The organism is Flavobacterium sp. UBA2787, assembly GCA_002352205.1.
Lineage (GTDB): Bacteria > Bacteroidota > Bacteroidia > Flavobacteriales > Flavobacteriaceae > Flavobacterium.
The window spans coordinates 34,010-56,564 of record DEHZ01000015.1; the positions used below are offsets into that span (position 1 = coordinate 34,010).

Annotated in this window: 21 protein-coding genes; 9 read left to right on the forward strand and 12 right to left on the reverse strand. The window is 34.2% G+C overall.

The features are described 5' to 3' along the window. Positions 1 to 43 precede the first annotated feature (43 nt). The gene (locus B4N66_RS13340) at positions 44 to 472 is read left to right on the forward strand and encodes a hypothetical protein (protein WP_291095339.1); all 429 of its coding nucleotides are present in this window, start codon (positions 44 to 46) and stop codon (positions 470 to 472) included. On the opposite strand, the gene B4N66_RS13345 is transcribed toward B4N66_RS13340, so the two are convergent. Genes B4N66_RS13345 through metG form a run of 3 tightly spaced genes read right to left on the reverse strand, consistent with a single transcriptional unit; the run spans position 465 to position 4,163 of the window. Beyond that, a complete protein-coding gene (locus B4N66_RS13345; RefSeq protein WP_291095340.1) occupies positions 465 to 1,370 on the reverse strand; it encodes a histone deacetylase family protein in 906 nt (301 codons plus the stop codon). The genes B4N66_RS13340 and B4N66_RS13345 overlap by 8 nt on opposite strands. 1 nt (position 1,371) lies before the next feature. Further along, positions 1,372 to 2,061 carry an HAD family hydrolase gene (locus B4N66_RS13350; protein WP_291095341.1) on the reverse strand — a complete coding sequence of 230 codons (690 nt, stop codon included), beginning with the start codon at positions 2,059 to 2,061 and terminating at the stop codon, positions 1,372 to 1,374. A 2-nt stretch (positions 2,062 to 2,063) separates the two neighbouring features. After that, positions 2,064 to 4,163 (reverse strand): methionine--tRNA ligase, encoded by a 2,100-nt coding sequence (metG, locus tag B4N66_RS13355; RefSeq protein WP_291095342.1) that lies wholly within the window; start codon positions 4,161 to 4,163, stop codon positions 2,064 to 2,066. 430 nt (positions 4,164 to 4,593) lie between these two features. Here metG and B4N66_RS13360 point away from each other — a divergent pair, with 430 nt between their 5' ends. From B4N66_RS13360 to B4N66_RS13380, 5 genes are all read left to right on the forward strand, one after another. Continuing rightward, positions 4,594 to 5,490 (forward strand): S66 peptidase family protein, encoded by an 897-nt coding sequence (locus tag B4N66_RS13360; RefSeq protein ID WP_291095925.1) that lies wholly within the window; start codon positions 4,594 to 4,596, stop codon positions 5,488 to 5,490. A 153-nt stretch (positions 5,491 to 5,643) separates the two neighbouring features. Further along, on the forward strand, positions 5,644 to 6,003 hold the full coding sequence (locus B4N66_RS13365) for a YraN family protein (protein WP_291095343.1): 360 nt from the start codon (positions 5,644 to 5,646) through the stop codon (positions 6,001 to 6,003). Positions 6,004 to 6,067: 64 nt separating this feature from the next. Next, the gene (locus tag B4N66_RS13370) at positions 6,068 to 7,222 is read left to right on the forward strand and encodes a T9SS type A sorting domain-containing protein (protein WP_291095344.1); all 1,155 of its coding nucleotides are present in this window, start codon (positions 6,068 to 6,070) and stop codon (positions 7,220 to 7,222) included. A gap of 62 nt (positions 7,223 to 7,284) precedes the next feature. After that, a complete protein-coding gene (locus B4N66_RS13375) occupies positions 7,285 to 7,944 on the forward strand; it encodes an aspartate kinase (RefSeq protein WP_291095345.1) in 660 nt (219 codons plus the stop codon). A gap of 64 nt (positions 7,945 to 8,008) precedes the next feature. Next, positions 8,009 to 10,123: a M48 family metallopeptidase gene (locus tag B4N66_RS13380; protein ID WP_291095346.1), complete on the forward strand. Its 2,115-nt coding sequence runs from the start codon at positions 8,009 to 8,011 to the stop codon at positions 10,121 to 10,123. A gap of 20 nt (positions 10,124 to 10,143) precedes the next feature. Here B4N66_RS13380 and mfd read toward each other — a convergent pair whose 3' ends face one another. Further along, the gene (gene mfd / locus B4N66_RS13385) at positions 10,144 to 13,461 is read right to left on the reverse strand and encodes a transcription-repair coupling factor (protein ID WP_414654159.1); all 3,318 of its coding nucleotides are present in this window, start codon (positions 13,459 to 13,461) and stop codon (positions 10,144 to 10,146) included. A gap of 45 nt (positions 13,462 to 13,506) precedes the next feature. Further along, positions 13,507 to 14,094, reverse strand: a complete 588-nt coding sequence (locus B4N66_RS13390; protein ID WP_291095348.1) for a hypothetical protein — start codon at positions 14,092 to 14,094, stop codon at positions 13,507 to 13,509. Between the two features lie 141 nt (positions 14,095 to 14,235). Between B4N66_RS13390 and B4N66_RS13395 the strand changes: the two genes are divergently transcribed. After that, entirely contained in the window at positions 14,236 to 15,177 is a 942-nt protein-coding gene (locus B4N66_RS13395) for an L-threonine 3-dehydrogenase (protein WP_291095349.1), read from the forward strand. A 54-nt stretch (positions 15,178 to 15,231) separates the two neighbouring features. On the opposite strand, the gene B4N66_RS13400 is transcribed toward B4N66_RS13395, so the two are convergent. The 7 genes from B4N66_RS13400 to recA form a co-directional block, all read right to left on the reverse strand. Next, positions 15,232 to 15,831 carry a hypothetical protein gene (locus tag B4N66_RS13400; protein WP_291095350.1) on the reverse strand — a complete coding sequence of 200 codons (600 nt, stop codon included), beginning with the start codon at positions 15,829 to 15,831 and terminating at the stop codon, positions 15,232 to 15,234. Positions 15,832 to 15,848: 17 nt separating this feature from the next. Continuing rightward, positions 15,849 to 16,286, reverse strand: a complete 438-nt coding sequence (locus B4N66_RS13405) for a hypothetical protein (protein WP_291095351.1) — start codon at positions 16,284 to 16,286, stop codon at positions 15,849 to 15,851. Between the two features lie 66 nt (positions 16,287 to 16,352). Continuing rightward, entirely contained in the window at positions 16,353 to 16,850 is a 498-nt protein-coding gene (locus B4N66_RS13410; protein WP_291095352.1) for a nuclear transport factor 2 family protein, read from the reverse strand. A gap of 150 nt (positions 16,851 to 17,000) precedes the next feature. Then, entirely contained in the window at positions 17,001 to 18,608 is a 1,608-nt protein-coding gene (locus tag B4N66_RS13415) for a hypothetical protein (RefSeq protein WP_291095353.1), read from the reverse strand. Next, entirely contained in the window at positions 18,605 to 19,147 is a 543-nt protein-coding gene (locus B4N66_RS13420) for an RNA polymerase sigma factor (RefSeq protein ID WP_291095354.1), read from the reverse strand. The genes B4N66_RS13415 and B4N66_RS13420 overlap by 4 nt, the downstream gene beginning before the upstream one ends. A 23-nt stretch (positions 19,148 to 19,170) precedes the next feature. Then, positions 19,171 to 19,596, reverse strand: coding sequence for a hypothetical protein (locus tag B4N66_RS13425; protein WP_291095355.1), 426 nt, complete (start codon positions 19,594 to 19,596; stop codon positions 19,171 to 19,173). A 91-nt stretch (positions 19,597 to 19,687) separates the two neighbouring features. Beyond that, the gene (gene recA, locus B4N66_RS13430; protein ID WP_291095356.1) at positions 19,688 to 20,689 is read right to left on the reverse strand and encodes a recombinase RecA; all 1,002 of its coding nucleotides are present in this window, start codon (positions 20,687 to 20,689) and stop codon (positions 19,688 to 19,690) included. A gap of 135 nt (positions 20,690 to 20,824) precedes the next feature. Here recA and B4N66_RS13435 point away from each other — a divergent pair, with 135 nt between their 5' ends. After that, positions 20,825 to 21,559, forward strand: coding sequence for a lysophospholipid acyltransferase family protein (locus tag B4N66_RS13435; protein WP_291095357.1), 735 nt, complete (start codon positions 20,825 to 20,827; stop codon positions 21,557 to 21,559). A gap of 4 nt (positions 21,560 to 21,563) precedes the next feature. Beyond that, positions 21,564 to 22,553 carry an acyl-ACP desaturase gene (locus B4N66_RS13440; RefSeq protein ID WP_248436326.1) on the forward strand — a complete coding sequence of 330 codons (990 nt, stop codon included), beginning with the start codon at positions 21,564 to 21,566 and terminating at the stop codon, positions 22,551 to 22,553. Positions 22,554 to 22,555 lie beyond the last annotated feature (2 nt).

Consider the following 22,555-nt stretch of genomic DNA (forward strand, 5'->3'; position numbering starts at 1 on the left):
TTGAACAGTTTGTTTAACTTTATTGTAAATTAATATAAATCGTATGAGCCAGTTAAAAATTATTTTCGTTTTAGTATTGATGTGTTTGTTTTCAATTAGTTCGTTTGGACAAGTTGGAATTAACACAACTATGCCTTTAAGTACTTTAGATATTAATGGGAATTTGTCTTTAAAAAGCGTTGTTTTAGTAGGAAGTGCTGCACCCACTTTAATTGATGACGGAGTATATATTTCATTGCAACCATTGATAACCGATCAAGAATTTAGATTGCCTAATGCTGTAGATTTTCCGGGAAGAGTTTATGTTTTAAGAAATATTCAAAACACTATTACAGCACGTCTAACAACAGCTGGAGGATTGTTATTCCCAAAAACATCAACTACAGGAAGTACAGATGTGTATATGTACGAAGGAAATAATAGAAGTTTAATCGTTATAAGCGACGGAATTAACTGGACATATTTTAACTAAAAAAATCTTTTGCCGCTCGAAAAGTATTAGCATGAGCTTCAACAATCGTTTTAATTTCCGGTGAATAACCGCCACCCATACTCACTTGAACAGGAATTTGATGTTTTAAACATTGTTCAAAAACCATTTCATCTCTTTTTTTGCAACCTTCTATCGTACAAGATAATTTACCTAGTTTGTCAGTTGCTAAAATATCAACGCCAGCAAGATAAAAGATAAAATCCGGTTTTTCTTTTTGTATTAATTGTGGTAAAGTTTCGGATAAAATTTTTAAGTACGTTTCATTATTGGTGCCATCAGGCAAAGCAATATCTAAATCTGAAACTTCTTTTTTAAAAGGATAATTCGATTTTCCGTGCATGGAAAAAGTAAAAACGGAAGGATTGTCATGAAAAATTTCTGCCGTTCCGTTTCCTTGGTGCACATCCAAATCGACTATTAAAATTTTTTTTGCCAGGTTTTGATTCAAAAGAAATTGAGCCGCAATAGCTTGATCATTCAACAAACAAAAGGCTTCGCCTCTGTCTGAATACGCATGATGCGTTCCGCCAGCAATGTTGAACGCAATTCCGGTATCAAAAGCTTTTTGAGTTCCAATGATGGTTCCCTTTGCAATTCGAAGTTCACGTTCTACTAATTCAGCCGATAACGGGAACCCAATTTTTCGGGCAGCTCTTGGAGCTAAAGTTAATTCCAACAACTCATTCACATAAGAACGTTTGTGAACACTTAAAACGGTTTCTAAATTAGCCACATCCGGTTCAAAAAAATCATCTTGTTCTGCTGTTCCTTCGTAAAGTAATTGTTGAGGTAGCAATTCGTATTTAATCATTGGAAACCGATGACCTTCCGGCAACGGATGTTTATAAATGGGATGAAAAGCAATCGGGAGTTTCATATTACAAAAGCGTGAGAACTTCTTGTAGTGAAGAAAAAGCTTTAAAATTAGGATGATTGATTTCAAAATCAATTTTCTCATATTCCCAAGTGGTGTGATATGGAATATGAACCGCGTGACCGCCAATATTCAAAACAGGCAACACATCTGATTTTAGAGAATTGCCAATCATTAATAAATCTTCAGCTTTGCAATCCAAACGGCCTAACATTTTTTGATAATCGATTTCTTGTTTGTCACTCATAACTTCAATATGGTGAAAATAATGGCCGATTCCCGAGTCATGTAATTTTCGGTGTTGGTCTTTTAAATCGCCTTTGGTAGCCATAATTAGTTTGTACTTACCATGTAATTGCTGCAAAACACCTTCTACTTCGGGCAATAATTCGACCGGTTTTTGAAGTAAATCTCTTCCTATCTGTATGACTTTTGCAATATTTTGACCAGAAATAGAATGGTTAGTCAATTCCAAGGCAGAATCAATCATGGACAACGTAAAGGCTTTTATTCCAAAACCATACAACGGTAAATTCTTCACCTGATGGTTTAAAATTAAACCCAATATTTCTTGTTTGGAAGCAAAATCCTGAAACAATTCGCAAAAACGTTCTTGAGCCTCATCAAAATAGGGTTCGTTGTGCCATAAAGTGTCGTCGGCATCGAAGGCGATGATGGTGGGTTGTTTTTTCATCATTATGATATTAACGCCCCACTATCAACCCCATCTGCATCCGGATTTACAAAAACTAATTTTCCTTCCGCATTATTGGTCATTAAAATCATCCCTTGGCTTTCAACACCTCGCAATGCTCTTGGTGCTAAATTCACTAAAACCGTTACTCGTTTCCCAATGACTTCTTCCGGCGAAAAATGTTCTGCAATTCCTGACACTATCGTTCGCACATCAATTCCCGTATCTACTTTTAACACCAATAATTTATTGGCTTTTGGCATTTTTTCAGCTTCCAAAATAGTTCCGACACGTAAATCTAATTTTGAAAAATCTTCAAAAGTTGCCGTTTCTTTTTGTGGTTCAACAGTTCTGTTTTCCATTTTGTTTGCGGTTTTGGTGGCTTCCAATTTGTCTATTTGTTTTTGAATTTCAACATCGTCAATTTGTGCAAACAATATTTCACCCTGACCGATTTTATGACCTGGTTTTAATAATTCGGATGTTTTGGAAACGGTTTCCCATCCTTTATGAGATTGCTTTGCCAGTTCGCTATCGCTCGAGTCCTCCTTCGTCGGAATGACAAGAATGCGTGAAAGTTTCTCAGCCGTAAATGGCAAAAACGGTTCCGACAAAACCCCCAAAGCAGTCGCAATTTGCAAAGCAACATACATCTGTGTTTTCACACGTTCCGGATCGGTTTTTATCATTTTCCACGGTTCTTCATCAGCTAAATATTTGTTTCCTAATCGAGCCACATTCATCAATTCGCCTTGAGCTTCTCTAAATCGGTATCTTTCAATTGAACTTGCAATCACCGCCGGATAGGCTTTTAATTCTGCTAAAGTCTGCTCATCAACCTCCGAAAATTCATTCGGCTGAGGAACAATCCCATCATAATATTTATTCGTCAAAACCACCACACGATTAATGAAATTCCCATAAACCGCAGCCAATTCATTATTATTTCTCGCTTGAAAATCCTTCCAGGTAAAATCATTATCTTTTGTTTCCGGGGCATTCGCTGTCAAAGCATAACGCAAAACATCTTGTTTATCCGGAAAATCAACCAAATATTCGTGTAACCAAACCGCCCAATTTTTGGAAGTTGATAATTTATTTCCTTCCAAATTCAAAAATTCATTCGCCGGAACATTATCAGGCAAAATAAAACTTCCTTCGGCTTTCAACATCGCCGGAAAAATAATGCAATGAAAGACGATATTATCTTTTCCAATAAAATGAACCAATTTCGTGTCAGCATCTTTCCAATAAGGCTCCCAATCTTTTCCTTCTTTGGCAGCCCATTCTTTAGTAGAAGAAATGTAACCAATCGGAGCATCAAACCAAACATACAATTTCTTGCCTTCGGCACCTTCCACCGGAACATCAATTCCCCAATCCAAATCTCTCGTTACGGCTCTCGGTTTTAAACCATCATCTAACCACGATTTCACCTGACCCAAAACGTTGGTTTTCCAATCATTTTTATGACCAACTAAAATCCATTCCTTCAAAAAATCATCATATCTGTCCAAAGGTAAAAACCAATGTTTCGTCGATTTTAAAATAGGAGTTTCGCCCGTAATTGTCGATTTCGGATTAATCAAATCGGTAGCATTTAAGGTCGATCCACATTTTTCACATTGATCTCCATACGCTTCTTCGTTTCCACATTTCGGACAAGTTCCTACTACAAAACGATCGGCCAAAAACTGATCTGCTTTCGCATCATACAATTGCTCATTCGTCTCTTCAATAAAATCGCCATTCTCATACAATTTTCTAAAAAAAGCAGAAGCCGTTTCGTGGTGAATTTTAGATGAAGTCCGCGAATAATTATCAAACGAAATTCCAAAATCCACAAACGATTTTCGGATAATTCCATCATATTTATCAATCACTTCCTGAGGAGTAATTCCTTCTTTTTTCGCTTTCATCGAAATCGCCACACCGTGTTCATCACTTCCGCAAATAAACGCCACGTCTTTCCCCTGCAAACGCAAGTAACGAGCATAAATATCAGACGGAACATAAACTCCCGCCAAATGACCAATATGAATCGGGCCGTTCGTGTAAGGCAATGCCGCCGTAATCGTATATCTTTTCGGATTTTCTATCATAAAATTTTGTTTCTCGCCAAGTCGCCAAGCCGCAAAAAGGCAAACGTTAAAGTTTTCTGATGCAAAAATAAGTTTTTTATCGCAGAGACAACAGGCAATGACTTCAGAGATTGTAATTTATTTTTTTCAAGAAGCTATTCCGGCTATCCGTTCCAAGCTTTTTTGTCTTGTTGTTTTTTTCTAAGGCAAAAAAAGAGCTCCCAAGGTCGCTTTTTTCCGCCAAGAAAAAATACAACAATCCTTCAAAAGGCTTTCCACTTCTATCCGGGCTAGAAATTCGTTCAACAAATCATTTCAAAACAAATCAACTTGCTAAACCAAAGTATAATTTGTTTATTTGTTAAAAGAAAACCAGTGAACCATGAAAAAATCCATAACCATTTTATTCCTTTCACTCTTTTTCAACACAAATGCACAATTAAATAAAAAAATGATAACACCACCGTATTTACAGAAAGGCGACACGGTTGCCATCGTAGCCACAGCCAGAAAACACTTGAATGACGATTTAAAATTAGCCAAAGAATTTCTTGAAAATTGGGGTTTAAAAACTGTAATTGGTTCGTCCATCGGGTTAGATAACCATCAACTGGCCGGAACGGATGAAGACCGTGCAAAAGATTTTCAAACCCAAATGGATAATCCTAATATCAAAGCAATTTGGTGCGTTCGTGGCGGTTATGGAACTGTCCGGATGGTCGATTTACTCGATTTTTCTAAGTTTAAACAAAATCCAAAATGGGTCATTGGGTTTAGTGATGTTACCGTTTTGCATAGTCATTTGAATACATTGGGTTTTCAATCTATTCACGGCATGATGCCGGTTAATATTCCTAGAGCTACACCCGAAGCCAAAGAAAGCTTACGAAAAGCCTTGTTTGGCGAAAAACTTTCTTATACAATTTCGCATGATTCAATGAATAAAGTAGGCAAAGCAAAAGGCGAATTGGTTGGCGGAAATCTTTCTATTTTATACAGTTTATTTGGGTCAAATTCTGCGATAGATTGCTCAGATAAAATTCTTTTTCTGGAGGATTTAGACGAATATTTATATCACATCGACCGAATGATGATGAACCTAAAACGCAACGGTTGCCTTGAAAGTTTAAAAGGAATCGTTATCGGAAGCATGACAAAAATGAACGACAACGAAATTCCGTGGGGAAAAAATGCGTTAGAAATTATTCAAGATGTGACTAAAAAATACAACATTCCGATCGTTTATAATTTTCCAGCCGGACATATCCCAGATAATCGTGCATTGGTTTTTGGAAAACAAGTTACGCTGGAAGTTAGTGAAAAAGGAACGATTTTGAAGTTTGAATAAAGCTTTCAATTAAATATATTTAGTGCTAAATTCACTTCCAATTGTGTCATTTCGACCAACGGGAGAAATCACATAAACTTAGGCCGCTGTTATTTTATCTAATTTATGCGATTTCTACTATCGTCGAAATGACACAGAAAATAAAGCATCATCATGGCACAACACAACGAACTCGGAAAAAAAGGAGAAGAAATAGCTGCTGATTTTCTACAAAAGGCAGGTTATGAAATCTTGGAACGCAACTGGGTTTTTCAAAAAGCCGAGTTGGATATTATTGCTCAGAAAGATACTATTTTAGCCATTGTTGAAGTAAAAACCAGAACTTCAGCCGATTTTGGTTTACCGCAAGATTTTGTAAAAGGAAAAAAAATTCAAAATCTTGCAAAAGCGGTCGATCAATATATGAACGAAAATGATCTTGATTTAGAAGTGCGTTTCGATATTATTGGTATTGTTCTTAACAACCAAGAAATAACTGTTGAACACTTAGAAGATGCTTTTTATTATTTTTAGTAAACCTTTTATTTTTTCGTGTAAATAGCTTACTTTTAGCAGATTAATCTATTTTGTTGCTTAAATGAAAAAAGTATTTTTGTTATGGTTTTTGGGTGGTATGACTGTTTTGGCTCAACCTTTTCAAATTGGTAGAACTACTTTAAACCTTTTTGACAGTACTCGCAATCGAACAATTGCCACAGAAGTTTTTTATCCCGCCGATAGTAATGCTAGCAATGTTCCGGTTACTTCTTCCACGACTGATGCCTTTCCTTTGTTGTCCTTTGGTCATGGTTTTGTCATGACTTTTGAAGCTTATGAGAATTTTTGGGAGGAATTAGTACCACAAGGGTATATCATTGCTTTTCCCAAAACAGAAGGTTCTTTTTCACCATCGCATACCAATTTTGCCAAAGATTTAGCGTTCGTGATTGAAGCCATGAATGGATTAAATACCGATTTAAGTTCACTGTTTTTTTCTCGAATTTCTCCAAAAAATGCGGTGATGGGACACAGTATGGGAGGTGGCTGTGCTTTGTTGTCCGTACAATATTCTTCCCAAATCAATCACGTGGTTACTTTTGCAGCGGCAGAAACCAATCCTTCTGCTATAGGTACATCTTCTTCTATTGTTTTACCTACGTTTACAATTGCTGGCATAAATGATTGTGTTACACCACCGGCAACCAATCAATTGCTCATTTATAACGCTCTACAAAGTAGTTGTAAAAATTATTTAGGCATCACAGGAGCCAGCCATTGTCAAATGGCGGATTTCAACTTTTTCTGTTCTGTTGGAGATGGAACTTGCTCTCCTTCACCAACTATTACAAGAGATGAACAGCATCAAATCATTTTTTCTTATCTCAATTTATGGTTGGATTATTATTTGAAAGAAAGTTGTGTTTCTGGTGAACTTTTCGAAGCATTAAAAGGGAATGATGAGACGAATGTTACAAATAGCAATTGTCAATTATGTGAAAATTTGTCGCTTTTGAATACAAATACTTCCTTTTTTGAAGTATCACCCAATCCATTTAACGATTTTATAAATGTAAAGTCCAAGAACGATACTTTTTTTACCTATTCACTTTTTGATGTAAAAGCAAATAAAATCTTTGATGGCAAAGCAAAAGATGATTTACAATTAGAAACTTCATTTCTTTCTGGAGGTATTTATTTTCTGACTGTAACCCAAAATCAACAGAAGAAAACAATCAAATTGATAAAACACTAAATGTTATAATTGTAACAAATTGTTTTTATTTATATCTTTGCAATGTTTTTAAACGTATAGATATGAAAACTATTTCTTCTGTTGTAGAGCATTACATCAAAACCAAACCTTTTTTATTGAGTGCTTTGTCGCAAGGCATCATCAATCTCACTTCATTATCCCGAAATATGATGCCCGAATTGGAGCAAGAATTGGGTAAAGATGTTAAGCAAGGAGCGGTAGTCATGGCCTTAAAACGGCTATCTGAAGAATTGGATTTCAGAGTTAATCATAAAATTTTAAAAGTCTTAAAAAACATTGGCGAAATCACCGTTCGCTCTTCGTTAATCGATTATACGTTTGCCGTTTCAGAAACTATTTTAGACAAACAAGCGGCTTTGATTTCAGAAATCAACAAAGAAACCGGAATTTTTTATACTTCTTCAAGAGGTGTAAACGAAACAAACATTGTTGTGAGCCAAAGTGTTGGTCATTTGGTGGACAAGCATTTTTCAACTGAAAAGTTAATTCAAAAACAAGAAAATTTAGCTTCAATAACCGTAAAACTTCCTAAAGAAAACGTTAGTATTCCCGGAATTTACTATTTCATTTTCCAACGTTTGGCTTGGGAAGGGATTATTATTAACGAAGTTATTTCAACTTCCAATGAATTTACGATTTTAGTAAGCGAAGAAGAAGTTGATGTGGCTTTTAAAGTGATTAAGGATTTGAAGAGTCTGTAAGACAATTTAAAAAAAGTTTGTAAGATTGTTAATTTTTATTAGATTAGCCTACAAACTTTTTGACATGAATTCATCAGTAATTTTATTGCCTTCGCCTGAGGTTTTACCCAAAAACTTCAATAAATTATCATCAGCTTACCAATTTAAAGTAGTAATAGCAATACTATCTATTGTGCTCTTTTTTGCATTGTACTTTTCAATGATAATCGGATTAGGGTATTTGGTTTATTATAGTTTTATTTATCCGTTAGGTTATATTAATAAATTTACTATTCTTGGGAAATTAGGTGCGATTGCGGGGTCTGTTATGTTGTTTGCCTTTACACTGAAATTTATTTTTAACCTTAAAAACAGTAAGCCGGAGAACAGAATTCTTTTGGAGAAGAGCAAATATCCTTCACTTTATTCTTTTGTAGATCAAATCTGTAAAGAGACAAAAGCACCAAAACCTAAAAATATTTATGCAGATCCAGACGTAAATGCGTATGTAGCCTATTCAAATATTTGGTTGAGTTTAATTTTCCCTACAAAAAAAGATCTAACCATTGGTTTGGGTTTGGTTGGAAGCTTAAATGTAAGTGAATTTAAAGCAGTCACAGCTCATGAATTTGGTCATTTTGCACAAAAGAGCATGAAAATTGGTAGTTATATTCATAGTGCTAACACGATTATTCACGACATGATTTTTACAAGAGATAAATTTGATAATCTTTTAGACCAATGGAGAAGTTCAGATATAAGATTGTCTTTTGCAGCGTGGATTATTACTCCAATTATATGGTTAATTAGACAGATTCTTCAATTGTTTTATATGTTTTTAAACATTATGTATTCATCTTTGTCAAGAGAAATGGAGTTTAATGCCGATAAAGTAGCTGTGAAATCTACCGGAAGCATGGCAATTGTTTCAGCTCTTTGGAAATTGGATGACGGATTTGTTCGTTGGAACACGATTCTTAGTCATGGATATCATGCAGTTAAAAAGAATTTATTTTCTAAAAATTTATATGAACATTTAACTGTTTCAGTTAATAAGAACAGTTCTGTTTTTAATCAAAAAATGGAAGCTCTACCAATTGATCATTTAGGAGGGAAACACTTTTTTTCAGATGAAGAGCATTCAAAAGTTGGTATGTATGCCTCGCATCCGCCAAATAGTTTGAGAGAAAAAAATGCCAAGATTCCTTTTGTTGATTGTCCGATCGATGAACGTTCTGCCTGGATTGTTTTTGATAATCCGGAAACGTTGCAAGAACAAATGACCGCATTGATCTATGAAAAGTATATTGGTAAAAAACCTGAAGGTTACGTTGAACCCTCTGTGTTAGAAAAATTTATTGAAGACGAATCTGTTGATGACTCATTGGTTTTGGAATACTTTAATTCATTTGACAACCGTTTTTTAAATGTCCCCAGAATTATCGATATTCAGGAAGTTTCAAATGAATTAAGAGCGTTAAGTCATGTTGAGTTTGTTTCAAAATTAGACGATTTAAAACTGGAGCTTCAAGAATTAATGAAACCGGTTGTAGAGATAGAAGCCGTGATGGTTACTGCACAAAAAATTGCCAATGGCGTTGCTACAGAAAAGAGGGTGGTTTATAAAGACATTGAGTATTCTAAGAAGAAATTACAACAGTGTTTTGATGTACTTTTGGCAGACAGAGAGTTTTTATTTAACAATCACCTGAATGGTTGGGACAAAAAATTTTTACAGTTTCATTACCAATGGGCAAAATTGCAAAATAAAGAAGAAGAATTGTTGAATAGGTACACACAGCACAAAAGCATCACATCCATTTATCAGGATTTAGTTGCAACTAAGAATATAATTCTCCATGAAATACAAGAAATACAAAAATTAGGAGAAGTTACTTATGATGTTTTGTCTATTATAAGCACTAAGATTAAAGAGCAAGCATCTGAAATAAACAATTCAATGAAAAAGTTAAATGACAATCCATTTGTTCCTTTGAAAAATATTGAAAGTATTGAAGAAATGAAAGAAGCTATTTTAGAAAAGAAAGGAGTTACCATAACTTCAAGTTCTCTTTTTGATAATGGAAGATTGGATGAATTGTTTAACGCAGTTGAAGTGGGTTTGCTAAATTGCAGTAGAATAGAAAAAAAGAGTTTAATTGAAATTTTACTTTTTCATAAAATGCTAAAAGACATTTAAAGATTATTCTAATCTAAAAATTACCTTCCCATCAACTCCATAAATTCCAACGCCTTCCTAATCGATTTTACATTCTCAAAAGTCAACAACAAACGCAGCCCGCTTTTGGTTTCTTTCTCTTTCATTTTGCAAAGGTTTCCGTGCAATTGAACAAACTGCAACACCTTTCTGAATCGCGAAGATTGATAATAATCACTCTGTTGATCGCCTACAAAATAGCCAATCATTTTGCCTTGTTTCATGATGAGTTTTTCGATACCTAATCGTGTAGCTATCCATTTGATGCGGATACTGTTCAGCAACGCTTGAGCTTCTTTAGGTAACGGACCAAAACGGTCAATTAGTTTTTGTTCGTAGGTTAATAAACCATCTTCATCTTTTACACTTCCAAGTTCGTTGTATAAATTTAATCGCTCGTTGACACTGTTGATGTAATCATCCGGAAACAATAATTCGAAATCCGTATCAATTTGAAGATCTTTTACAAATTCTTTGGTTTCAATATCATTTTCTTCGTGATACAATTCTTTGAATTCGTTTTCTTTTAATTCTTCAATGGCTTCGTTCATGATTTTTTGATAGGTGTCAAAACCTATTTCGTTGATAAAACCACTTTGTTCGCCACCCAATAAATCACCGGCTCCACGAATTTCTAAATCTTTCATCGCAATGTTGAAACCACTTCCCAACTCGCTAAATTGCGTTAACGCATTGATTCTTTTTCGTGCATCTTCCGTCATGACAGATTGTGGAGGTGTGATGAAATAACAAAACGCTTTTTTATTGCTTCGACCCACACGACCTCGCATTTGATGCAAATCGGATAAACCAAAATTATTGGCATTGTTGATAAAAATCGTGTTGGCATTCGGCACATCCAAACCGCTTTCGATAATAGTTGTGGCAACCAATACATCAAATTCACCGTTCATAAAAGCCAACATCAATTCTTCTAACTTTTTGCCGTCTAATTGTCCGTGACCAATACCAACGCGAGCATCAGGTACAAGTCGTTGAATCATTCCGGCCACTTCTTTAATATTTTCGATACGATTATTGATAAAAAATACTTGACCGTTTCGTTGAATTTCATACGAAATCGCATCTCGAATCAATTCTTCACTAAACCCAACCACATGACTTTCGATTGGATATCGATTCGGTGGTGGAGTTGTAATTACGGATAAATCTCTCGCTGCCATTAACGAAAATTGCAACGTTCTCGGAATTGGAGTTGCGGTCAACGTCAATGTATCAACTGTTGCAGAAATCGTTTTGAGCTTATCTTTTACATTCACTCCAAATTTCTGTTCTTCGTCAATAATTAATAAGCCTAATTCTTTAAATTTCACATCTTTACTCACCAATTGATGCGTTCCTATGATGATATCCACTTTGCCTTCTGCCAAACCTTTTAATGTTTCGCTTTTTTGTTTGGCAGTTCTAAATCGGTTTAAATAATTCACCGTAACCGGCATATCTTTCAAACGTTCGGTAAATGTTCGATAATGTTGATACGCCAAAATCGTTGTTGGAACCAAAATGGCGACTTGTTTTCCGTTGTCAACAGCTTTAAATGCAGCACGAATGGCGACTTCTGTTTTTCCAAAACCAACATCGCCACAAACCAATCGATCCATCGGACGATCGCGTTCCATATCGTTTTTTACATCTTGCGTAGCCGTAATTTGGTCGGGCGTATCTTCATAAATAAACGAACTTTCCAATTCTTTTTGCAAATAACTGTCCGGTGCACAAGCAAAACCTTTTTCCAAACGTCTTTTGGCATACAATTGAATCAAATTGAACGCAATGTGTTTAACACGAGCTTTCGTTTTTTGTTTTAAAACTTTCCACGCATTCGAACCTAATTTGTAAATTTTTGGAGGCGTTCCGTCTTTTCCGTTGTATTTTGAAATTTTGTGTAGCGAGTGAATGCTCACATACACAATGTCATTATCTGCATACACTAATTTGATGGCTTCCTGCATTTTGCCTTCCACCTGAATTTTTTGCAAACCACCAAATTTTCCTATTCCGTGATCAATGTGTGTGACATAATCGCCTACAGAAAGTTGGGTTAATTCCTTAAGCGTAATGGTTTGTTTTTTAGAATAACCGTTTTTGATGTTGAATTTATGATAACGTTCAAAAATCTGATGATCGGTGTAGCAAGCTAATTGATTTTCTTCATCAATAAATCCTTGAAAAAGTGAAAAAACAACTGTTTTATATTGTTTTCGGATGTTTTCGTGATTTTCTTCATCAATACTTTCAAAAATATCGTGAAAGCGATTGGCTTGATTTTCATTGGAACAAAACAGATAATTTTTTACTCCGTTATAGTGATTTTCATTCAAATCATTCAACAATAAATCAAATTGTTTGTTGAAAGACGGTTGCGGTTTGGTAAGAAATTCAATCGTTTTTTCGGATTTAAAAATCGACTTCAATCCAATTTCAACAATCGAAAAATCAAGTGCTTTTTTTACAAAAGAAGATTGATTGATAAAAAGTTCATCCGGCGAAGCATGTTTGATATCTCCGGAAAGTTTGCCGAAAGCTTCTGTAGCTTTATTGAATAATTTATCAAATTGACTCAAAACCATTTCCGTTTCCTGAACAAAAAGAACGGTTTTTGGATTGATATAATTGAGGAAACTTTCTCTATTTTCCTGTAAAAATTTATTTTCTACGTTAGGAATGATGGATATTTTCTTCTGTTTTTCAAGGGAAAGTTGCGTTTCTACATCAAATGTTCGGATGCTATCGACTTCATTTCCAAAAAATTCAATTCGATACGGATTATCATTTGAAAACGAAAACACATCGATAATTCCGCCACGAACTGAAAATTCGCCTGGTTCTGATACAAAATCGACTCGTTTAAAATTGTATTCAAATAAGACTTCGTTGATAAAATCAATTGAAATTTGATCGGCAACCGCCACTTTCAAGGTGTTTTTATCTAATTCTTTTCGGGTAACCACTTTTTCAAAAAGAGCTTCCGGATAAGTAACAATAATCGATGGTTTTTTGCGGGAATTGATGCGGTTTAACACTTCAGCCCGAAGCAAAATATTGGCATTGTCGGTCTCTTCAATTTGATAAGGTCTTCGGTACGAACTCGGATAAAAAAGCACATCTTGATCGTTGATGAGGTTTTCTAAATCGTTCAAATAGTAAGCTGCTTCTTCTTTATCATTAAAAAGTAATAAAAAAGGTAATTCTGTTTTTTGAAATAAGGATTGAATAACAAATGACAACGATGACCCAATTAATCCTTTAATTCGAATTTTATTTTCGGGAATAGTAATGTTTTCAGCTAATTGAATAATTTTTGCTGAAGAATTATAAGCAGAAGAAATAGTTGAAACGTTCAATTAGTCTAAATTTTTTGGTGTTTCACGAACAGCTCTGGAAGTATCTAACATTCTAATCATATCAGCTTCACCTTGTTCTGTTGGGATTTGTCTTTTTCTGATTAATTCATTCATTTGCAGTTCAATAGAGGCTAATTGCAGATTGATATCTGAAATCAAATCAATTACTTTTTTTTCAGGAATAGCATCTAAATGAATGTATAATTCTAAGGAACGAAAATTATTTAGCAAAACAGTAAACCTACTTTTAAATTCGGGACTGGATAAAGACTGCGGAATTGTATTCAAAAGAGCATCTGCTTTTTGCGTTAAGTTTTTCGATTTTTTTTGAAAAGCTCCAATTGAACTTGTTGGTTTTTGTTGCAATTCGGTTACAAACAAACGCCATTCTGCCCAATCTTTCACTAAATTTTGAGAGGATAATTCCAAATTCATGGTTCTAAAACTCCACGCTTTGTCTATTTTTTTAAAAATTTCTTCCTTTTTGGCGACTTCTTTTTGTTGCTCGATTAAACGTTTCTCATTATCCTCTTCGCATGAAAAAAGAAATAAGGCAGTAATACAGATAAAAAGGAAACGGATTTTCATCAAATTTAATTTAGATTTTCAAAAATACAAAGGTAAATCGAATCTTGGTTATTCTCGTTAAAGCTTTCTAAAATAAAAGCCGATTCTTAACAGTTTTTTGCTTTCCGAAAACGTTATATTTGCATCATAAATACACAACTAATGAGCACAAAAATTCTAATCATAGGAGCGTGCGGTCAAATAGGAACCGAATTAACACAACAATTACGAAAACTTTACGGAACAGAAAATGTGATTGCTTCTGACATCAGAAAATTAAATAATGATGTGGTAAATGATGGAATTTTTGAGGTTTTAAATGCATTGGATTTTAATCAGATTGAGCATATTATTGAAAAATATCATGTAGAAGAAGTCTATTTGATGGCTGCTTTGTTATCAGCTACAGCCGAAAAAAATCCAGCTTTTGCCTGGGATTTGAATATGAATTCACTTTTTCACGTATTAAATTTAGCGAAAGCCGGAAAAATTAAAAAGATATTTTGGCCCTCTAGTATCGCTGTTTTTGGACCCACAACACCAAGAGAAAATACGCCGCAGTTTACAATTATGGAACCAACGACTGTTTACGGAATTTCGAAACAATCGGGAGAAAGGTGGTGTGAATATTACCACAACATTTTTGGCGTAGATGTTCGAAGCGTTCGTTATCCGGGATTAATTAGCTGGTCAACACCACCGGGCGGAGGAACGACTGATTATGCTGTAGATATTTATCATAAAGCATTAAGCGATGGAAAATTTGAATGCTTTTTATCGGAAGAAACGCGTTTACCGATGATGTATATGGATGATGCAATACGTGCAACGATAGAAATTATGCAAGCTCCGTCAGAAAAAATTAAAATCCGTTCATCATATAATTTGTCTGGAGTGAGTTTTACACCAAAAGAAATTGCGGATGAAATAAGAAAGCACATTACTGATTTTACAATTTCATATCAACCCGATTTCCGTCAGAAAATTGCAGACAGTTGGCCTGGTTCAATTGATGATTCTGCTGCCCGAACTGATTGGGGTTGGAAACACAATTTTGATATGGATTTGATGACTGTTGAGATGCTGGAAAATCTTAAAAAATAAAAAATCACCATTTTTTTGAGAATGGTGATTGATTGTAAAATCTAAAAAAGAAGTCTATAGATCCTGAACAATTGGAGTTCTTAATGATTCAAGAACGGCACCAATTTCACCTAACAGTTCTGCGTCATCAACGGGGTCTAACCCGTTTAACAAGGCTGCTTCTACCACATATCCCACAAACTGATCGTAATCGCCATTGTCTGCTTTTGCTCCCATTCTAGGGTTTTGAGTAGGATCGTGAGCAGCCACCATTCCTAATCCGGTGTAGGTGTTTGTTGCACCACCGCCTGTGTTTGCTGAGAAAAAGTCGGTTAAACTTTTGCTTAAAACAGCTACATTTGTCGTGTTTCCATTTGTAACTTCGCCAACAATTGGAGCAAAATACTCACCTAAATTTCCTTCGGCTCCAGCACCGATGTCGGTTACAATTAAAACAATTGTACTATCAACTACAGAACGGTACGATAGTCTTCCTTGTTCAATCATTTGACCGGGATTGTTTGGGTCGGATACCATAGTTGTTCCGCCTAGTTTTTGATAAATAGTTAATTCTGCCGGTGGCGGTGTAGCATCGTCGTCGTCACTACAGGAAACGAAAGCGATTCCTGAAGAAAGTAACAGGGCAAAAAGGGCTAATTTTGGATAATGTTTCATAACAATAATATTAAAGATTAATTAAAAATTCGTTGGATTCCTCTTGAAAACTTATAGCTAAAACTATCGGTATTCATCGCTGGGCAAACTCTTTTGGCAGCTGTTTCATCGGAAACAACAAGACGTTCTGCTTGGTAATTTCCTTTAGCTGAAAGTTGTGTGAATACTTGTTCAGAATTTACAATTCGATTGTCGTGGAAATATACAACGATGCCTTTTTCGGGTACAATTTTGATGTTTTTTACACCATCAATTGACTTTAGGTTTCTGTGAATTTCTTTTGATTTTAGTGAGTCAATCGGTTCTTTGAAGTCAATTCGACTAATTTGCATCGTTGCATTATCAACTTCAACAGGTTTTGCGGTTGCGATGTGAACCACCAAAACAACAACTAGCAAGAGTAGTATTGAGAATATACTTCCTATAACTAATTTAACTGTTCTATTTATTTTCATAACCAAGAATTTTGAGTTTGTTCTTCTTAGTTACGAGAAAAGTTTCGGTATGGTTTTACGAATGTGTTATTTTTTTGATTTTAATTTTTGAATGTAGTTGCTTTCGATAGAATCTTTAACAGCAATAACTTCATCAGAAGTTTCATTTGGAATGGTCATTGAGAGAACGTAATGTTTTATTTTCCATTTTCCGTTTACTTTTTCTAAAACGCCTGAACCTCTGCAGATTTTGAAAGAGGTGTCGAGTAATTCATCAAACCATGCAATTTTATTGTTTTTATCAACATAAATATTTCTTTCTAATGTGTGAAAAGTCCATGCTTTGCCTTTGTCAAAATGTGGTTTTGAATAGGCTTCAAAATCTTTTCTGTTCCAATTTTCGGATGCATCGGTTCCGATGAAAATAGCGTCATCTGTCATTAAACCAAAATAATTGTCAAAATTTGCTTCGGCTGCAGCCTTATGCCATTGGTTAATAACCGAATCAATTTCTTTTTTTTCTTCTGTATTTGGAATAGAAAAAAAACTAAAAACAGTAAGCAAAGTGATTAAAAATGTTTTCATTTGAGTTTATTTTGAAAGTTAAAGATACAAAAAAAGAGCACCAAAACCGGCAGTGCTCTTTTCTCTTTGTTATTACTGATGGCAATAAAAGTAATAACGGACTTAACTAAAAACTAAAGCATTATAAGCCAAACCAATAAAGCTTATATATTAAAAACGATAGCTTACACCTGAATATAAGCCAATAAAATAGGGCTTAAATCCACCGTCGTTGCTACTAAATGTATTGAGTTGATATTTAAAAGTAGGTTCAAAATTTGCTTGAAACGACTTCCAAAATCGGTATCTGAAACCAAGTCCAACATTGGTGCTAAAATGAACGGAGCTCAGATTATTAGCTTTTCCTAATTCGGCAGAGAAACCATCGGAAACTACCATTAAACTATTGTTGTTGAGTAATAAAGTACTAAATCCTCCAATTACATCTATTCCAAATTTTTTATTAATAACTTTATAGGATAACTCCAGCGGAATTTCATAATATTCCATACTTTGCTCTATGGCTCCTTGCTGCGTCCAAGCCATTGATGTTTCTCCTGCTGTAAAGTTGATGTTTTGCACAACGATTGTTGCAACGTTTGATGTGCTCGTTGAACTTAACGATGCCATTTCTCTACCTTCCAAAGAGGCATAAAATTCAACGCCGTTAGTTAAATATTCAAAATTAACTTTGTTAATACCGGTTCTTAAAGTTAGTTTTTTACTCACATCATAATTTACTCCAAGACCGTAACTCATTGTGCTTTGATATTCTTTGTTGTTACTTGCAAATTGACTGTCGATTGGAGAACCGTTGGAAGATGAACCTAAATAAACAGGGGCAACATTTGAGGTAATTTGCCATTTGTTTTCTTTAGGTTCAACTTTAGGTTTTTGATCTTTTTCTTTTTCTTTTAGCAATTCTCCCAACGTATTCAACTCTTCGTTTGTTGCAATTAGCGTTGCAACAGATGTAGAATCGATTTTATTTTTATCAATTTTAGAAGAATGATCTTCTAATACAAATTGTTTATCGTTTTTGATGATGTTATTTTCGGTTAAAATTCCGGTTTTATTTTTTTCTGATTCTATGACTTTATTTTTTTGATCGGTTGTTTTTTGATTGTTTAAACCCGAGTTTACAATCGCCGCTTCAGATTCAGAAATTGTTTTTAATTTTTGATTATTTGTATTAGAATTATCAACTAATTCGGAATTATTTGTTTTGTTTAAATTCTTTTTATTTTCCTCTTTTAAAAGACTTTTTTTGTCTTTATCGGAAGAACTTGAAACTAATTCTGTTTTTACTTTCTTGTTCAGGTTGTTTGTATTGTTATTATGTAGATTTTCTTTTTGGGATGATTTTTCAGGATTAGAATTCTCATTAGCAACCTCTTCATCTGATAAAAATGAAGGTTTTCCGTTCATCGAATCATCATTTTTCAAATCAATATCAGAAGAATTCAATTCATCTTCACTTTTTTTATTATCTGAATCAACAATACTATTTTCATTAGTCAATGAATTTGTTTTCTCTTCTATAACAATTGGATTAGTTGTATCAATTTTTGATTGATTTAAAAGTGCACGTGTTCCTAAAAACCCAAAAATCAGCAAAGCAGCAAGTCCGGATAGTTTATACCAAATCGGGATGATTCTTCTTTTTTTCTTTTTGGTTAATTCTGCTTCGATGTTTTTCCAAACAATTTCCGGTGGAATTTCTTCAAAATCCTTGAATTGTTCTTGAAATAATCGGTCTAAATTCTTTTTATCTTTCATTTGGCTTCATTCATTTCATTCGACGCCTTGTTTTCTATTTTTTCTTTTAAAATCGCTCTTGCTCTGGAGAGATTTGATTTAGATGTACCTTCGGAAATGTTCAGCATAGTTGAAATTTCTTTATGCGAATAATTGTCTAAAACATACAAATTAAAAACTAAGCGATATTTATCTGGTAACTCCTGAATTATTTTTGTCAAAAATTCCATCGATACCGTTTCTTCATCTACTTCTACATCAACTACATCGGGATAATTCTCCGATACAATTTCAAAAACACCTTGTGTTCTGTATTTTTGAAGAATGTTGTTAATCATCACTCTTTTTGACCAACCTTCAAAAGAGCCTTTAAAATCAAATTGATGTATTTTGTCAAAAATTATTAAAAAGCCATCTTGCAAATTATCTTGGGCTTCAGCATAATTCTTCGAATACTTAATGCAAACACTAAACAATTTAGGAGATAATAATCTAAATAATTGCTCTTGTGCTTTAGTATTGTTGCTTTTGCATTCATGTATGAGTAATTCTAGATTCACTCGCAATGGTTTTCTAATATGATTTAATCACTGTTTACCGGAACTTCTACTTCTTCAAAAATATTATTCCCTTCTTCATCTTTTCCTTTATAAAATTTAAATAAATAAGTATCTGTGTTTATTACTTTAAAGTCCAAACTCACTTCTCTAAGATTATCTTCATTTTCATCAAATGGCAGACAACTATTTTCATTAATAACTAGGCTTTGAATGGCAAAGGTGCGTTCATTTAAATATCGATCAAAATATATACCACCATAAGAGTGGCAAATTGTTGGAAGTTTGTAATACAATTTAATTTGATGTGTTGCACTAAAATCAAATGTATCAGGAACAATAAAACTATCGACAGGAAGTATTTCATAATGATAACTGGGAACATTATCTTCATTCAATGAACAAGAAATCAAGCTAATGATAAATAAAATTAATAAAACAAACTTTTTCATAAAATTAAAAATTATAATTTATAGATGGTATAAAACTAAAAAGGTTGCGTTATAGTCACAAAAAAACCCGAAAATTTTCGGGTTTTTATTTTTATTCAGCTTCTTTTATTTTGTCTTTAATTTTTACTTCTAATTCATCTGCTAATTCAGGATTGTCTTTGATAAGTGCTTTCACAGCATCTCGACCTTGACCTAATTTTGTTTCGCCATAACTAAACCAAGAACCTGCTTTTTTGATAATTTCAAATTCAACAGCTAAATCTAAAATTTCTCCTGTTTTTGAAACACCTTCGCCATACATAATGTCAAATTCGGCAGTTCTGAAAGGTGGAGCAACTTTGTTTTTAACGACTTTTACTTTAGTTCTGTTTCCTATTACATTTTCACCGTCTTTGATTTGCGATGATCTTCTAATATCTAATCGAATAGAAGCATAAAATTTCAAAGCGTTTCCACCGGTTGTTGTTTCAGGATTTCCGAACATTACACCAATTTTTTCACGTAATTGATTGATAAAGAATACAGTACAATGTGTTTTGCTGATGGTTGCTGTCAATTTTCTTAACGCTTGAGACATTAAACGAGCGTGTAATCCCATTTTGGAATCACCCATTTCGCCTTCAATTTCACTTTTTGGAGTTAAAGCAGCAACTGAGTCAATTACAACAATATCAATAGCTCCAGAACGAATTAAATTTTCGGCAATTTCTAATGCTTGCTCACCATTATCTGGTTGCGAAATGATTAAATTTTCAATATCAACACCTAATTTTTCTGCATAATTTCTATCAAAAGCATGTTCAGCATCAATAAATGCTGCTATTCCGCCTGCTTTTTGAGCTTCGGCAATAGCATGAAGCGTCAAAGTCGTTTTTCCTGAGGATTCCGGACCATATATTTCTATAATTCTTCCTTTAGGATATCCGTTTACTCCAAGTGCTAAATCAAGACCAAGCGATCCGGATGAAATACTTTCTACTTCTTCAACCGCTTTGTCACCCATTTTCATCACCGTGCCTTTTCCGTAGGTTTTGTCTAGTTTGTCTAACGTTAATTGAAGGGCTTTTAATTTGGCTTCTTTTTCTGAACTCATAATATTTGGCTTTATTTTATACAATTGTTTTGGTAAAAGTACTTTTTTTTTTGATTTGTAAATAATTTATTTTTCCACAAAAGCAATCGGCTAAGTTATTTTGATTTATTACTTTTGCAATGATTCCAAAACACAATGCACAAAATTATCTCATATCCGATTTCGGTTATTTATTACCTCACTTTTGGGTTATTTTTGTGTATATTCCATCCAATTCAATGGATTTGTTTTAATTGGTTTGGTTACGAAGCTCACAAAAAAAGTGTCAGCATTTTGAATTTTTTCTTAGTACGGACAACACATTTATTAGGAACTACCTATGAATTTCAAAATCGTGAAAAGCTACCACAAGGCGTTCCGTTGATTATTGTTGCCAATCATCAAAGTTTATATGATATTCCTGCAATTATTTGGTTTATGCGAGATTGGCATCCCAAATTTGTCAGTAAAAAAGAACTAGGCAAAGGAATTCCAAGTGTTTCATACAATTTAAGGCATGGAGGTTCCGTTTTAATAGATAGAAAGGATCCCAAACAAGCATTGTCTGCTATTCGTGTGATGGCCGAGTACATCGAAAAATACAATCGTTCCACTGTTATTTTTCCTGAAGGAACTCGAAGTAAAACGGGTGTTCCCAAGAAATTTTCAGAAAATGGTTTGAAAATTTTGTATAAATACTCTCCTTCGGCTTATATTGTACCTATTTCAATCAATAATTCTTGGAAAATGAATCGATTTGGACAATTTCCAATGGGATTAGGAAATAAAATTACATTTACAATACAAGAACCTTTTCCTGTAAAAGGAATGACGTTCGAAGAAATGATGCAAAGAACAGAAAATGCCGTAGTTAGCGGAATAAAAAATTAAAATTATGTCTATAAAAAACATTCGTTTAGAAGTAATGCAGTTGCTAGAAAAAAAGGTTGATACTTTTATGAACGATTACTTAATTCCGGTAGAACAAATTTGGCAACCATCCGATTTGTTGCCGGATTCTGAAAAGGAAACTTTTTTTGAAGAAGTAAAAGAATTGCGTGAAATTGCAAAAGATTTACCCTATGATTTTTGGGTGACTTTAGTTGGTGATACCATTACCGAAGAAGCTTTGCCAACCTATGAATCGTGGTTGATGGAAGTAGAAGGCGTTGATAATGAAGAAAGAAACGGTTGGTCAAGATGGGTGAGAAGCTGGACCGGCGAGGAAAATCGTCACGGTGATCTGCTTAACAAATACCTTTATCTTTCCGGTAGAGTGAACATGCGAGAAATCGAAATGACTACGCAACACCTTATTAATGACGGTTTTGATATTGGAACCGGAAAAGATCCCTACAAAAACTTTGTTTACACTAGTTTTCAGGAATTAGCTACGTATGTTTCGCACAATCGTGTGGCTCAAATGGCAAAGAAATACGGCGACAACAAATTATCTAAAATGTGCAAATTAATTGCCGGCGACGAAATGCGTCATCATCATGCGTATAGTGAATTTGTGAATCAAATTTTTCAAGTTGATCCAAGCGAAATGATGTTGGCTTTTCAATATATGATGAAACAAAAAATTGTTATGCCGGCTCATTTTTTACGTGAATCAGGACAAAAAATAAGCTCAGCTTTTGAACAATTTTCGGATTCTGCTCAACGAATTGGGGTTTATACTGCTGCCGATTATGTTGACATTATGCAAAAACTCATCGATAAATGGAAAATTGATCAAATGAACGGTTTGACCGATGAAGCCGAAAAAGCCCGTGATTATTTGATGAAACTTCCGGCTAGAATGGCCAAAATTTCTGAACGATTAGTGATTCCGGAAACCGGACATGTGTTTAAATGGGTGCAACCTGCTTTGGTGAAATAATT